Origin of the sequence: Paenarthrobacter sp. AR 02 (assembly GCF_021538675.1) — a bacterium.
GTDB lineage: Bacteria > Actinomycetota > Actinomycetes > Actinomycetales > Micrococcaceae > Arthrobacter.
Genome location: NZ_JAJUKH010000009.1, coordinates 95396 through 108014 on the forward strand (window position 1 = coordinate 95396; position 12619 = coordinate 108014).

Here is a 12619-nt window from a genome sequence, read left to right on the forward strand (position 1 = left end):
CCAAGTTTAGCGGATGCGGCCTGAAAGTCTGGTGTCAAGGAACGTTCGACGGCGGTCGGGTGAAGTTTTGTGCGCGGCGGCGCCGCACGTGGTCAGGTACCCGGCGGGAGGTTCCGGCAGCTGGCGCCCAACCCGGCGATGGGCCCCGCGTTCGTTGCCACGGACGCCGGCTTGGACACCCAAAGATTCACGGGATCCCGGACGACGATTGCCAGCTGGAGCTCTGTCCCAAGGCCCAGGAGGCCGCCCAGGAGATTGACCGGAACGTCCGTGACGTAACCGGCGGCCGCCGACCCCGTGGTGCTGGAGGTGATGGAGAAGCCCGTCAGCGGCGCAAGCAAGGAACCCAATCCACTGGTGGAGGCCTGCATCTCGGCATTGGCCAGGGTGTAGCCCGCCGGCGGTTTCCAAAAAATCCGCACATAGGCGCCAAGGCCCGCGATGCCCGGGTTGTAGGTGCACGTGCCGTTCAAGGTAGGGGCGGGGATGGTGATGGTGCCGAACGTTCCCGTTCCGTACGTCTCCTGCTGCCACGCCGCTTCCGTCGCGGCAGGCGGGTTGGACACCACCAGCACTACGGCGAGCGGCGCAGCAAGCAGGAACGCCGCCCGGGTCTTCAAGAACAGGTTCATTCTGCGGCACCCCGCACCCGGGCAAGCCCGAATCCCGCGGCTACCGCCACCAACGCCAGGATTGCGAACCCGCCCAGCCGGGCTCCGGTGTCGGCCAGGACGCCCGACGGCGGTCGGGTTGGCATTCCGGGAGGGGTCCCGTTTCCGGCGTTCCCGCCCGGGCCGCCCCCGGCGCCAGCTCCATCTGCGTCGTCCCCGGAACCGTGGACGCCCACGACGATGTGCGTCCTGCTGCCCTGGACGTCCCGGGGCGCGTCCTTGGCCAAGGTTGCGGTCACCAGGACATGGGCGCTTGCAGCCTCCAGGCTCCCGGGGTCCATGAGGTCCACCCGCACACCCTCCGCGGTGGCCAGCGCTGCGGGTTCCATCAGGACGCGTTGGGCACCGGAGCAGGTGCTCCCAGCCCATTGCAGGGTGCAGGAACGAAGCCCTACGGTCAGGTAATCCCGCAGCGAACCGGTCAGCGCCGGCTCGGATTGCAGCCCGAGGTGGAGTGATTTCGCGGGCTCGCCACGGACCCGGACATCGACTTCCCAATCCGCGCTCCCGCCCGGGGTGAGACGATGCCCCTGCCCAGCGGGACCGGCGTCGAGCTCCAACCAGCCGGAAGGCCCGCCATCCGCAACCGCGGGAGCCGGTCCCAACAGGCACGCGCCCGCCAGCACGGACAGCAAAACCACACTACGCCGCAACATGCTGACCGCTTCTGCGCCGCACATCCCGCGGCCACAGTACCCACGTCACCAAAGCCGACACAGCAACGGTGGTGGCACCGAGAACCACCGGGTTGGCGGCCGCGGCCACGGGGCGCGCCAGCCCGGGCACCGACCAAAGAACCAGACGGACACGTTCCACCACATACGGCGCTGGATCGGGCTCGGAATTGGCATCGCCCTTCATGGTGATGGCCTGCGCGTTCCCTCCGGCGGGAGCCACGCTCTGGACCCGGTGGGTAATGGGCAGCTTCCCGGGCCTGTCCACCGTCACAACATCGCCAACGTTGATCTCGCCTGCGGGGATCTCCCGCACCACGGCAACGGAACCAGCCGGGATGGTCGGCGCCATGGATCCTGTCTTGAACATGATCAGGGTGATGTTGAACAGCAGCGCACAGACCACCGCGAGAATGCAGACAGCACCCCCAGCGGCCGCGACATTCAGCACGGCTTCCCGCAGTCGGCTCCGGTACGGGTGGCGGCTCATGAGCTGGACGTTGAGGTGAAGTGCCAGATGGCCGTGGCTGTCTGGCCTTGAAGGGCGTTGTTGGCACCCGCGGGCAGCGTCACTTCAAAGCAGAATTGCGTCGGCGCACCGGGGAGGGTGGCGGTGGCGGCCGCCAAGGAATTCACGACGCCGGCCGCTTGCCCCTGCGTGAACGGCTTGGCCCCGTCGCTGCCCACCACAAAGGTGGGCGTTCCCGTGAAGGACGACGCCTGGCACGTGGCCGAACGGATTACGCGGTAGCGAAGGGCGGCCCCCAAGTCCGCGTTCCCCGTCCCGCTGCTGGTCACGGCAGGCGTTCCGAGCACCACTTCGCCGGCAACCGACGCGGCCTTGGTCCGGATGGCGAACGGTGCGTAAACCACCGTTCCGGGGCTCATGGCGGATGCGGTGAAAACCAGCGTGGCTCCCGGGGAGATGTCGTTGGCACTCCACGCGCCCTGGACGTCGTATGGCTTGGAGGCATTGGATTCCGTTTGGAATACGCTCGCGCCGAAGGAACCGGCAGCGAAGTCGCTGTCAGTCCAGGAGGCCAGCGTCACGGAGCTGCCCACTCCCAGCACCAATGCCCCTGCGAGGAGCGCACGCAGGCGGAGGTAAGCTGCGCTGGGCTTGCTTGCGGCTTGTCGGCGACCCATGGATCACTGCGATTGCGCCGCGAATTCCCAGGTGGTGCTCCCGGTTTGGGATTGGACCAGGTCCTGATCGGCCGTGATCCGGAAGCATAGGTTGACCGGTGCGCCAGGGTCAGTCCCGGCTCCTTGGGTCAACGCAAAGGTGACGCTGCCCGGCGTCGTACCCAATGATTGGCCGGCCGGAACCAACGTGGCTGTCACCGCTTGGCCGCAGCCGAACGCCGTCGACTGCGTCAAGGCGTAGGTGAGGCCCACGAGGCCGCCTGTGGAGGTTTCCGTGGACACGGTAACTGTGGCGTCGCTGGTTGTGGTGCTGTCCAGCCGGACGGCGAAGGGTGCCGTGACAACGTCGCCGGGAGCCATGTTGGCAGTGTTCGCGGTGAAGCCGAGCGTCGCCGGCGCGGTCACCGGGTTCTCGCCGAAATCGGATCCGTCCGTGCTGCCCTCAAGGTTGAAAGCACCCGCGGTGAAGGTGCCTTGGGCAAATTCGGAGTCATTCCAGGCTGCCAAGGTGATGGCCGCGCCCACTCCGAGGACCAATCCACCGGCCAGGATCGCCCTGATTTTCGGCGCTTTACGGAGGCGCTGGCTGGCTTCGGCTGTGGTTGTTTCCTGTGCGAACATGGTTCCCCCAAGATCAATGTCGGCGTCGACGGGTATCAACATGGCTGCCTCTTCGAACCCATGATCCACTCAGCCCGGTGACGGAGGCGGTGACCTGCACTTAAGGGTTAATCCAGCTGTCGAGACGCCCGACACGTTTCCAGGGCAACACGCCGTGTCGCATTTGGAGGCGCGCCGGAGCGGGCCCCGTTCACCCGCTTAGTCCGGTAAGGTTAGTTAGCCCCCAACAGCACCCCCTGAGATTTTGCTGCGGCATGCCCGCGGCCGCTCGGACTGGTGCGCTGTAACACCTAGGAGACACAACCCCTGATGCAAGACCTGGCGACTGAATCACCCGAAGAACTCCTCTGGAACCGCCGCTACGAACCCCACATCGCTGAGGTCAACGAGCTGTGCGACTCCATCAAGGAACAGAAGCCAGGCAGCGAGGTCCTCTACATCGACCCCGCCCACAGCATGGACGACTGCCGCATCGTCAGCCTTTTCTCCAATCAGCGCACCACCTCGGGCGAGGGCTTCATCACACCGGGTGACGCCGAAGCAACCACCCGCATGCTGGGCATGCAGTGGCAGCTGGGGCTCCGTCCCGAGCTCATGATCCCGTGGAACGCGTACCCCTGGATCGAGCCCAACGAGGAACCCGGCAAGCTCACTCCGGCAAACATCACCGAGGGCCTCAAGCCCTTGCTGCGCCTTCTCCAGCTCCTGCCCCGCACCTCCGCGCTGGTGGCACACGGCAACGAGGCCCACCGCCTCGCCGACCAGCTCATGAAGGCCGCACCGGCCAGCATCGCCCGCCGCGGCTTCAAGACTTTCAAGGTCCGTTCCCTCGGTGGCCGCTCCTTCGCCGGTACCCCGGCACGCCAGCAGGAATACCTGGACGCCATCCACGGTGCGTACGCCGAGGCGATGGCCCGCACGGGTATCCCGCGCAAGGCCTAGTCACCCCTTTCGTTGCGGGGCCCGCTCTGCGCCTTGAACTCCCGGTTCAGCAAGCAGACCGGGCCTCACAACACACACACTTTCGTTGCGGGGCCCGCTCTGCGCCCTAAACTCCCGGTTCAGCAAGCAGACCGGGCCACACAACACACACACTTTCGTTGCGGGGCCCGCTCTGCGCCCTAAACTCCCGGTTCAGCAAGCAGACCGGGCCACACAACACACACGACGGCGGCCCCCACCTTTTGGTGAGGGCCGCCGTCGTCGTTTCTTGCTTGCGTCCGATTTAGCGGGCTTCGATCGCTGCCTTGGCCTTCGGGTCAGAGTCGTTCAGGAACTTCTCGATCCGCTCGGGCTCTTCAGCTTCGCCGATCGCCGACGCTGCACGGCCCAATGCGTAGAGAGCACGCAGGAAGCCCTGGTTGGGCTCGTGCTCCCACGGGATGGGTCCAACGCCGCGCCAGCCGTTGCGGCGCAGGGAGTCCAGGCCGCGGTGGTAGCCGACGCGGGCGTAGGCGTAGGACTCGATGGTCCGGCCTTCCGCCCAGGCTTCCTCGGCGAGGATCGCCCACAAAAGTGAGGACGTCGGGTTCTGCGCTACGAGGTCCAGTGCTTCCTTGCCGAGGGCCAGGTGCTGGTAGATCTCGTTTTCAGCGGGCAGGAGCGTGGGCTCCGGCCCCATTAGGTTCTTGCGGAATTCGTCGGACATTAGAAGGTCTTGCCGACGGATCCGAGCTGCTGGGCGGCTTCGACGATGCGTGCGGCCATGCCTGCTTCGGCCGAAGCACCCCACACGCGGGGGTCGTAGGTCTTCTTGTTGCCCATTTCGCCGTCGACTTTCAGGACGCCGTCGTAGTTGGAGAACATGTGTCCGGCCACCGGGCGGGTGAACGCGTACTGGGTATCGGTGTCGATGTTCATCTTGATCACACCATAGGAAACAGCGTCAGCGATTTCCTGCTCCGTAGAACCCGAACCGCCGTGGAAGACGAGGTCGAACGGGTTTTCCTTGCCGATCTTCGCACCCACCTCGGCCTGGATCTGCTTGAGCAGTTCCGGGCGAAGCTTCACATTGCCCGGCTTGTACACACCATGCACGTTACCGAACGTCAACGCGGTCAGGTAACGGCCGTTCTCCCCGGCACCGAGGGCCTCGATCGTGGCCAGGGCGTCCTCGGTGGTGGTGTAAAGCTTCTCGTTGATCTCGTTCTCCACGCCGTCTTCCTCGCCACCGACGGTGCCGATTTCAACCTCGAGGATGATCTTCGCAGCAGCCGCGCGCTGCAGCAGTTCACGGCCGATGCGCAGGTTATCTTCCAGGGTCTCGTGCGAGCCGTCCCACATGTGCGAGTTGAAGATCGGGTCCTTGCCGGCCTTCACGGCTTCCTCGGACGCGGACAGCAACGGCAGGACAAAGTCCGCCAGCTTATCCTGCGGGCAGTGGTCCGTGTGCAGGGCAATGTTGACGTTGTAGTTCTTGGCAACTTCACGGGCGAACGCGGCGAAACCCAGCGAACCGGCCACCATGTCCTTGACCGAAGCACCGGACCAGTACGCTGCGCCACCGGTGGAAACCTGGATGATGCCGTCCGACTCGGCCTCGGCGAAACCGCGGATCGCAGCGTTCAGAGTCTGCGACGACGTCACATTCACCGCGGGGAAAGCGAAACCGCCAGCCTTCGCACGGTCGATCATCTCGGAGTAAATCTCTGGGGTTGCAATGGGCATGGTGACTCCTATGCTGAATTCGTCTGTGGGCGGGTAGCCCTGGAGTAGACCGCTTACGGCTAGCACCATCCTAGCGATATCCGCCGGGACGCCGTGTTTCCGGTCACTGGGGCCCTTAACACTTCCGCCGAGTTGGTCAGGACACGGGCTGCTGGAAAACGTGCCGGCGGACCCAGGCGTGCATGGCGATCGCCGCGGCCGACGCCGCATTCATGGAACGTGTGGACCCGAACTGCTCAATGGACAGGGTTGCGACGGCGGCGTCGTGCACCTCGGGGGTGAGGCCTGGGCCCTCTTGTCCGAACACCAGGACGCACTTCTTTGGGAGGTCATAGGTTTCCAGCGGCACGGAATCCGGGAAGATGTCGATGCCGATCACCGCCAGCCCCTCCCCCTCAGCCCACTGGACAAAATCCTCAACGGTGGGGTGGTGGCGGACGTGCTGGTAGCGATCGGTGACCATGGCCCCGCGGCGGTTCCACCGCCGTCGTCCGATGATGTGGACCTCTTTGGCGAGGAACGCGTTGGCGGTCCGCACCACGGTGCCGATGTTGAGGTCGTGCTGCCAGTTCTCAATGGCGATGTGGAATTCGTGGCGCTTGGAATCGAGGTCGGTCACGATTGCCTCGTGCTTCCAGTAACGGTACTGGTCCACCACGTTGCGGCGGTCGCCGTCCCTCAAAAGGTCCGGGTCCCAGTGCTCACCTTCGGGCAGCTCACCTTCCCAAGGCCCGACGCCGACCTCGGGTTTCGCTTCTGCCTCGCCGTCATGCGTCGTCCCGGTCAGGTCCTCGGCAGGGGCGGGCAGGGCAGTGTTGGGGGGAAGGTCAGTCACCCCTCAACTTTAGCCCTGCCCGTGTTGGTGCTTGGCCGGACCTAGCCCATCTTCCACTTGTTGATGCGGTACGAGTTGGCCAGCTGCTCGAACAGTCCCGGGTGGGCATCCCAGTATTCCTTGTGTCCGCTGACACCCAGCATCTGCGGGGTGCCCCAAGGGGTCACCGAAAACAGGTTCACGGCCTGGATCGCTTCGCCGCGGGCGTTGTTGCAGGTGAAGCCCACCACGACTGCGGCGCCTCGGCGGAACTCGCGCGCCTCCGGCATGCTGGTCTTGAAGTCTGACGCGCACTTGTGGCCCACCAGGTTCTGCGGCAACTCCGTGGCGGTCATGTTCTTGTAGCGGGCTTCGATGTCCTTGATTGCCTTCTTGACGTCCTCAGGGTTCTTCCCGAACTTGCCTTCCTCCGACTCCGCGAAGAACGCGTAGGCGAGCGCGATTCCGTCGGCATCGGTCTCCACGGTGCCTTGGGCCCTCTTCTGGATCTCTTCACCTGTGGTGGGGTCCTTGGTGATGCCGAAAGATTCGTCGTGCGTCCATTCGGCCAGATACTGGAAGGAGGATTCGCCAGTGACCCACTTGCTGAACAGCGGATCGCCGTCGGCCGGGACGTTCGAAGGTCCGGCGAGCTGCTCCCAGACTGCGGGCAGCGGGATGGCACCGGCAGGCATGTCGGTGGACGCCGACGCGTCACCGGACGGCTCAGCTTCCGCGGACGGCTCGGCCGCCGCTTCCGAGGCCTCGTTGGATGAGGTCGCTAAGGGCGCCGGAGTGTTCTCAGCGACCGGCTTGGTCATCGACGGAATGAGCCACGTGAACGCAACCACCAGGGCGATGATAACGACGACGGCGACCCCGCCGAGGATGAGGAACAGGGACTTCTTGTTGTGGTCGCCGGGGCCTTGGTGGGGTCCGCCGGGGTTGTCCGGCTGCCCCGAGTATCCGGGCTGTGCGGGAAACGCCTGCGCTGGGTACTGCTGGGTGGGGTTGCCCGGCTGCGCTGGGTACTGCTGCGTGGGGAAAGCCTGGGTCGGTGGCTGCTGCGGCTGGCCCGGCTGCTGTTCTTCCGGCTGGTAGATCGGCTGGGTTTGCCCCGGCTGGTACTGGCGGTAGGGCTCCTGGCCCGATCCGTAGCGCGGCTGCGGGACGCCGTTGGGGTTGTAGGGAGGCTGGGGTGCCCCGTTGTCGTTGCTCATGGCTGGCCCTTTCAGATGCTGTGGGACACCGGCTGTGTACTGGGAACCGATGGACAATGCGGTAAAAGGGGACCTGCTGTAGCGCTGGCGGCATCCTGGATCCGCCGTGTCGATCCCCCGACCCACGGTGGCAGCACGCCTGCGCCGCACCCAAGCGTAGTTCAGTCGTGGGCGCGCGGCACAAGTCAAGGCCCTTTTCCACATGGGTAGAACTATCCACATACGCGGCAACCCGGGATGTCTGTCTGCCGGATTGATGGAAGACTGGGACGCAGTGCAGGAACAACCCCAGCCGGAGGCAAATATGGCAGAAGAATCCACGCCCCACACGTCCACGTCGGTTTACCGGAACGGTCACGAGATCGAATGCTGGCTCACGGACATGGATGGTGTCCTGGTCCATGAGAACCAGGCGATTCCCGGCGCAGCTGAACTCATCCAGCGCTGGGTCGATACCTCCAAGCGGTTCCTGGTCCTGACCAACAACTCCATCTTCACCCCGCGCGACCTCGCAGCCCGTCTCCGGGCATCGGGGCTTGAAGTACCGGAGGAAAACATCTGGACATCGGCCTTGGCCACAGCCCAGTTCCTCAAGGACCAGGTCCAGTCATCCGACTCAGGCAATCGCGCATACACCATCGGCGAGGCCGGCCTTACTACCGCGCTTCATGAGGCCGGGTTCATCCTCACCGATACCGATCCCGATTTCGTGGTCCTCGGCGAGACCCGCACCTACTCCTTCGAAGCGATCACCATGGCTGTTCGCCACATCCTGGCCGGCGCCCGCTTCATTGCGACCAACCCGGACGCTACGGGCCCCTCCAAGGACGGCCCCATGCCGGCAACGGGTGCCATCGCGGCAATGATCACCAAGGCCACCGGGCGTGAACCGTACATTGTGGGCAAGCCCAACCCCATGATGTTTCGCTCGGCGATGAACCAGATCGACGCACACTCTGAGACAACCGCAATGATCGGTGACCGCATGGACACGGACATCGTTGCGGGCATGGAAGCGGGCCTTCACACGGTCCTGGTGCTTAGCGGCATCACCCAGCGCGAGGAAATCGTGTCCTTCCCATTCCGGCCCAACCAGATCCTGGACTCCGTGGCCGATCTCAAGAGCCAAATCTAAGTAAGGACAACAACCATGGCTGTGCTCAACCTGCGTCCTTTGGCCGGCGGCCGGATACTCAGGGGGAGCCAGCCGTTCGGGCTGGATGCCGCAGCGACGTCCGGTTTCCTGGCGGAGCACGGCATCCAAGCCATAGTGGACCTGCGCAGTGAGCTTGAGCGCTCCTTGGTTCCATGGCTGGTGGGTGATGCCGGAACTGCTTCGGGCAGCATCACGTCGCCGGATGTGGCCGGGCCAGACGACGGCGGTGGGCTAGCCGCCGTCGTCCCGCCCGACGTCGAGCTCATCAACAATCCGCTCGACCCCAATGCCGTGGCCGGGTCGCTGCAGGCTGTTGAAACGGCCGAGGACCTTGGGGAGCTGTATCTGGGCTGGGTCCGGTTGCGGCCGGAGTGGGTAGCGGATGCCCTGCGGCCGGTAGCCCGCGGCAAGCGCACCCTGGTGCATTGCTCGTTGGGTAAGGACAGGACAGGAGTGGTGTCGGCCATTGGGCTCCTCGCAACGGGTGGCACCGAGGACCAGGTGGTGGCGGACTACACGGCAACCACCGCCAACCTTCCCGGGGTCCTGGAAATCATGGCCGAAACGTGGCGTCTGAGCGTGCCCTCGACACCCTCCAGTTATTTCAGCCCGGACCTCATGATCCTGCAGAGCCCGGAAGCCGCGATACGGCATTTCCTCGCGGGCTTCACGCACGAATTCGGAGATGTCCACCGTTTCCTGGAACAGGCGGGCCTCACCAAAGTCGAGGTTCAGGCGCTCAGGGACGGCCGCTAACGGCTAGACGGGCCTGACGACCTTGCCGTTCGGTTCCTTGTAGGACGGTATCTCGGGTTCCGGAGGCAGCGGATCGAGTTCATTCTGGACTTTTTCCAGCAACGGCCGGTACAGGCCGCCGTTCCATTGCGGGCTGGCGTGCGCAGGCCGTGCACCCTCGGTGCTGAGCGTGGGCAGGGCCATGTTGGCTCCGAAGACTTTGCTCCAGCCAGCACGGGCCGTCTCGTAGTTCACGGTGCCGTCGTCGGAGTTGCCCATGAAAGCCATCCGGGTCCCCCCGATCTTGCCCGCGAGCCGCAGCCCGTCAAAGTGGTAAATATAGGCCGACTCCGTCTGGATGAGAACGCTGGACGGCGCGATCGGCGACAACTGTTCCATGGTTTGGTCCAGGATCTGCCGCCAGGTCCGTTCATCCTTGTGGGCCACGCGTTCCCCCAGTTCGTAGCCACCCCGCAAGACTGACGGAATGCGGAAACCATTCTCGTAAAGGAACACCACGCCGTCGAACCAACTCTGGTCCAGCACGTCGGCACGGCTGAACGGGCTCGAGTCAAGAACGATCAGTTGGGTTTCCACACCGTGGAGCTCCAGCAGCCGGGCGGCAACCTGGGTTGCGAGCATGCCGCCGAAACTGTGGCCATAAAAGTACAGCTTCTCCAGACCGAGTTCGCGGACATGGAGGATGAGTTCGCGGACGATTTCGTCCACATCCAGTCCCAGGTTGGAGTACCCGATCGCCGCGAGCCGGCCGCGCTGGTGCAGCGCGGGGCGGAGCGAGTTGAGGATCCATTGGGCCTCTTCCCAACTGGTCTTGTACCCAGGGAAGAGGATCCAGCTGGCCTTCGGAAAGTACAGGTCCGAGTAGGAATCGGGGACGCGGAGGATCTTGGTGGCGCGGCGCTCAGCCTGCACATGGCGGGTAAAAAGCATGTCCCCGGCGAGCGCGGCGGACACCCCGGCCGTCACAAGGAAGTTTCGCCGGGACGTCTTCTTGAGCCTGGCAGCGTAAGGCAGGATCCGGGCCCAGGAGCCCGGATCCTCAACTTTCTCCGGCTGCGGAGCCACCGGCGTCGGGAGGTCTTCGTTCACCTCCGGCGGCGCCGGGAGCTTCCCTACTTGAACGTCCACGCAGCAAGCATAGGCTTCGCGGGGCCGCCTTGCAGCCCCGTGGATTGTGGACAGCCAATGCCCTTAAGATGCCCCTACAAAGGCATCGGCCGCACCAATATTCTTTAGTCGAGGCCGAGCTCGTCCTTGCCGAAAGCGAAGAGGTACGGGACGCCGGTTTCGGCTTCGATTTTCTCCTTGGCACCAGTGTTGCGGTCCACAATAACGGCGACGGCCACGACGTTGCCGCCTGCTTTGCGGACACCTTCGACGGCGGTCAGCGCGGACCCGCCCGTGGTGGAGGTGTCTTCGAGGACAACAACGTTGCGTCCCTCCACCGAGGGGCCTTCCACCTGGCGACCCATGCCATAGGACTTCTGTGCCTTGCGGACAACGAAGGCGTCCACTGCGCGGCCGGCGTCTGCGGCGGCGTGCATGACGGCGGTACCGACGGGGTCGGCACCCATGGTGAGCCCGCCAGCGCACTCAACTGAAACGCCGGCGTCGTCGATCATTGCCAAGATGACCTGTCCCACCAGCTTGGAGGCTTCGTGGTGGAGGGTGATGCGGCGCAGGTCGATGTAGTAGTCGGCTTCCTTTCCGCTGGAAAGGATCACTTTGCCGCGGACAACCGCCAGCTCTTTGATGAGTTCAAGAAGGCGGGCACGGGCAGCGGCAGTGTCAGGCGTGGAAGTCATGGGTCCTAGTTTAGTGGGGACGGAGCGGGGCCGTCGTCGGGGCCCGGCTCCGTGTCTGGGGTGGGGGCAGCCGTGGTGGAGCGGACTACCAGCCGGGGGCTGACGATTTGCGCTTCGCTGCCGCTTTCTCCGCCGAGCTGTTCCAACACAGCTTCCATGCATCGCCTGCCGAGTTCTTCGAAGTCCTGCTTGACGGTGGTGAGGGGTGGTATGAAGTACTCCGCCTCGGGCTGGTCGTCGTAGCCCACCACACTGATATCGCCGGGGACCCGGAGTCCGGCTTCCTGGACTGCGCGGAGGACACCCACCGCCATTTGGTCGTTGGCGACGAACACGGCAGTGACCGTGCGGTGTTCCACCAGGGCCAGGCCTGCGCGGTAGCCCGAGGCCGCGTCCCATCCGCCTTGGAGGAGCACGTCGGCATCCAGGCCGGCAGCCCCCAGGGCTTCCTGCCATCCTTTGATGCGCTCGGCGGCGTCGATCCAGTGGGGCGGTCCGGAGATGTGCGCAATACGCCGATGCCCCAGCCCGATCAGATGCTCGACGGCGAGGCGGGCACCCATGCGCTGATCCAGGGAAGCACCAGCCAACTCGGTTCCCGCGCCGGAACCGGCCGCGACGATCGGGACGGGCACGGAAACGTCGCGCATGACGGCGAGGACGTCGGGGTGCGGGACCAGGATGACCATGCCGTCCACCGCTTGGTTGCGGAAGTGTGCGATTGCGTCGTTGATGCTCTCGCTGGTCACTTCGCGGAGGTTGGCGATGCTGACGAAGTAGCCCGCTTCCCTGCCGGCCTGCTCGACTCCGAGGAGGGTGTTCGCTGGCCCGAACTGGCCCGTTTCGCAGGCCAGGACTCCGATGGTCCGGGACCGTCGGGTCACCAGGCTGCGTGCGGCGGTGTTGCGGCGGTAGCCAAGGTGCTCGATGGCGGTTTCCACGCGCTCCTTGGTTTTGCTGCTGACGTTCGGGTGGTTGTTCAGGACCCGGGAGACGGTTTGGTGCGAGACACCGGCCATCCTGGCAACGTCGCCCATCACGGGAGGTCGGCCGTGCGATGCATGTGAAGACATCCGCACCTCGCTTCTG

The 12619-nt window shown here is 64.9% G+C and carries 15 protein-coding genes; 3 read left to right on the plus strand and 12 right to left on the minus strand.

What is annotated here, in order from left to right:
- Window positions 1–92: 92 nt before the first annotated feature.
- From LRQ04_RS15910 to LRQ04_RS15930, 5 genes are read right to left on the minus strand one after another with little or no spacing between them, the layout of a single operon-like run.
- Complete coding sequence (locus LRQ04_RS15910) at window positions 93–632, minus strand: hypothetical protein (RefSeq protein WP_235521342.1); 540 nt, start codon at window positions 630–632, stop codon at window positions 93–95.
- Window positions 629–1327 (minus strand): hypothetical protein, encoded by a 699-nt coding sequence (locus tag LRQ04_RS15915; RefSeq protein ID WP_235521343.1) that lies wholly within the window; start codon window positions 1325–1327, stop codon window positions 629–631. Before LRQ04_RS15915 ends, LRQ04_RS15910 begins: the two co-directional genes overlap by 4 nt.
- A complete protein-coding gene (locus LRQ04_RS15920; RefSeq protein ID WP_235521344.1) occupies window positions 1314–1835 on the minus strand; it encodes a signal peptidase I in 522 nt (173 codons plus the stop codon). The genes LRQ04_RS15915 and LRQ04_RS15920 overlap by 14 nt, the downstream gene beginning before the upstream one ends.
- Window positions 1832–2491 carry a SipW-dependent-type signal peptide-containing protein gene (locus LRQ04_RS15925; protein WP_235521345.1) on the minus strand — a complete coding sequence of 220 codons (660 nt, stop codon included), beginning with the start codon at window positions 2489–2491 and terminating at the stop codon, window positions 1832–1834. The genes LRQ04_RS15920 and LRQ04_RS15925 overlap by 4 nt, the downstream gene beginning before the upstream one ends.
- 3 nt (window positions 2492–2494) lie before the next feature.
- The gene (locus LRQ04_RS15930) at window positions 2495–3154 is read right to left on the minus strand and encodes a SipW-dependent-type signal peptide-containing protein (RefSeq protein ID WP_235521346.1); all 660 of its coding nucleotides are present in this window, start codon (window positions 3152–3154) and stop codon (window positions 2495–2497) included.
- Between the two features lie 267 nt (window positions 3155–3421).
- Between LRQ04_RS15930 and LRQ04_RS15935 the strand changes: the two genes are divergently transcribed.
- On the plus strand, window positions 3422–4054 hold the full coding sequence (locus LRQ04_RS15935) for a uracil-DNA glycosylase (protein WP_235521347.1): 633 nt from the start codon (window positions 3422–3424) through the stop codon (window positions 4052–4054).
- A gap of 283 nt (window positions 4055–4337) precedes the next feature.
- Here LRQ04_RS15935 and LRQ04_RS15940 read toward each other — a convergent pair whose 3' ends face one another.
- The 4 genes from LRQ04_RS15940 to LRQ04_RS15955 form a co-directional block, all read right to left on the minus strand.
- Window positions 4338–4760, minus strand: a complete 423-nt coding sequence (locus tag LRQ04_RS15940; RefSeq protein ID WP_235521348.1) for a DUF3151 domain-containing protein — start codon at window positions 4758–4760, stop codon at window positions 4338–4340.
- On the minus strand, window positions 4760–5779 hold the full coding sequence (fbaA, locus tag LRQ04_RS15945) for a class II fructose-bisphosphate aldolase (RefSeq protein ID WP_235521349.1): 1020 nt from the start codon (window positions 5777–5779) through the stop codon (window positions 4760–4762). The genes LRQ04_RS15940 and fbaA overlap by 1 nt, the downstream gene beginning before the upstream one ends.
- 136 nt (window positions 5780–5915) lie before the next feature.
- The gene (locus LRQ04_RS15950; RefSeq protein WP_374198961.1) at window positions 5916–6614 is read right to left on the minus strand and encodes a TrmH family RNA methyltransferase; all 699 of its coding nucleotides are present in this window, start codon (window positions 6612–6614) and stop codon (window positions 5916–5918) included.
- Between the two features lie 41 nt (window positions 6615–6655).
- Entirely contained in the window at window positions 6656–7813 is a 1158-nt protein-coding gene (locus tag LRQ04_RS15955; protein ID WP_235521350.1) for a hypothetical protein, read from the minus strand.
- A 304-nt stretch (window positions 7814–8117) separates the two neighbouring features.
- On the opposite strand from LRQ04_RS15955, the gene LRQ04_RS15960 reads away from it, so the two are divergent.
- Together LRQ04_RS15960 and LRQ04_RS15965 are read left to right on the plus strand one after the other, a co-directional pair.
- Window positions 8118–8948 (plus strand): HAD-IIA family hydrolase, encoded by an 831-nt coding sequence (locus tag LRQ04_RS15960; protein ID WP_235521351.1) that lies wholly within the window; start codon window positions 8118–8120, stop codon window positions 8946–8948.
- A 15-nt stretch (window positions 8949–8963) separates the two neighbouring features.
- Window positions 8964–9725 (plus strand): tyrosine-protein phosphatase, encoded by a 762-nt coding sequence (locus LRQ04_RS15965; RefSeq protein WP_235521352.1) that lies wholly within the window; start codon window positions 8964–8966, stop codon window positions 9723–9725.
- Between the two features lie 3 nt (window positions 9726–9728).
- Here the strand turns inward: LRQ04_RS15965 and LRQ04_RS15970 are convergent, their stop codons facing one another.
- From LRQ04_RS15970 to LRQ04_RS15980, 3 genes are all read right to left on the minus strand, one after another.
- Complete coding sequence (locus LRQ04_RS15970; protein ID WP_235521353.1) at window positions 9729–10853, minus strand: alpha/beta hydrolase; 1125 nt, start codon at window positions 10851–10853, stop codon at window positions 9729–9731.
- A 104-nt stretch (window positions 10854–10957) separates the two neighbouring features.
- Window positions 10958–11530, minus strand: coding sequence for an orotate phosphoribosyltransferase (pyrE, locus tag LRQ04_RS15975; protein WP_235521354.1), 573 nt, complete (start codon window positions 11528–11530; stop codon window positions 10958–10960).
- Window positions 11531–11535: 5 nt separating this feature from the next.
- Window positions 11536–12567, minus strand: a complete 1032-nt coding sequence (locus LRQ04_RS15980) for a LacI family DNA-binding transcriptional regulator (protein WP_235521418.1) — start codon at window positions 12565–12567, stop codon at window positions 11536–11538.
- Window positions 12568–12619 lie beyond the last annotated feature (52 nt).

Bases quoted from the DNA above. Each gene is read 5' to 3' on its own strand.
- LRQ04_RS15910 (WP_235521342.1), bottom strand. From the start codon at position 632: ATGAACCTGTTCTTGAAGACCCGGGCGGCGTTCCTGCTTGCTGCGCCG.
- LRQ04_RS15915 (WP_235521343.1), bottom strand. From the start codon at position 1,327: ATGTTGCGGCGTAGTGTGGTTTTGCTGTCCGTGCTGGCGGGCGCGTGC.
- LRQ04_RS15920 (WP_235521344.1), bottom strand. From the start codon at position 1,835: ATGAGCCGCCACCCGTACCGGAGCCGACTGCGGGAAGCCGTGCTGAAT.
- LRQ04_RS15925 (WP_235521345.1), bottom strand. From the start codon at position 2,491: ATGGGTCGCCGACAAGCCGCAAGCAAGCCCAGCGCAGCTTACCTCCGC.
- LRQ04_RS15930 (WP_235521346.1), bottom strand. From the start codon at position 3,154: ATGTTGATACCCGTCGACGCCGACATTGATCTTGGGGGAACCATGTTC.
- LRQ04_RS15935 (WP_235521347.1), top strand. From the start codon at position 3,422: ATGCAAGACCTGGCGACTGAATCACCCGAAGAACTCCTCTGGAACCGC.
- LRQ04_RS15940 (WP_235521348.1), bottom strand. From the start codon at position 4,760: ATGTCCGACGAATTCCGCAAGAACCTAATGGGGCCGGAGCCCACGCTC.
- fbaA (WP_235521349.1), bottom strand. From the start codon at position 5,779: ATGCCCATTGCAACCCCAGAGATTTACTCCGAGATGATCGACCGTGCG.
- LRQ04_RS15955 (WP_235521350.1), bottom strand. From the start codon at position 7,813: ATGAGCAACGACAACGGGGCACCCCAGCCTCCCTACAACCCCAACGGC.
- LRQ04_RS15960 (WP_235521351.1), top strand. From the start codon at position 8,118: ATGGCAGAAGAATCCACGCCCCACACGTCCACGTCGGTTTACCGGAAC.
- LRQ04_RS15965 (WP_235521352.1), top strand. From the start codon at position 8,964: ATGGCTGTGCTCAACCTGCGTCCTTTGGCCGGCGGCCGGATACTCAGG.
- pyrE (WP_235521354.1), bottom strand. From the start codon at position 11,530: ATGACTTCCACGCCTGACACTGCCGCTGCCCGTGCCCGCCTTCTTGAA.
- LRQ04_RS15980 (WP_235521418.1), bottom strand. From the start codon at position 12,567: ATGGGCGACGTTGCCAGGATGGCCGGTGTCTCGCACCAAACCGTCTCC.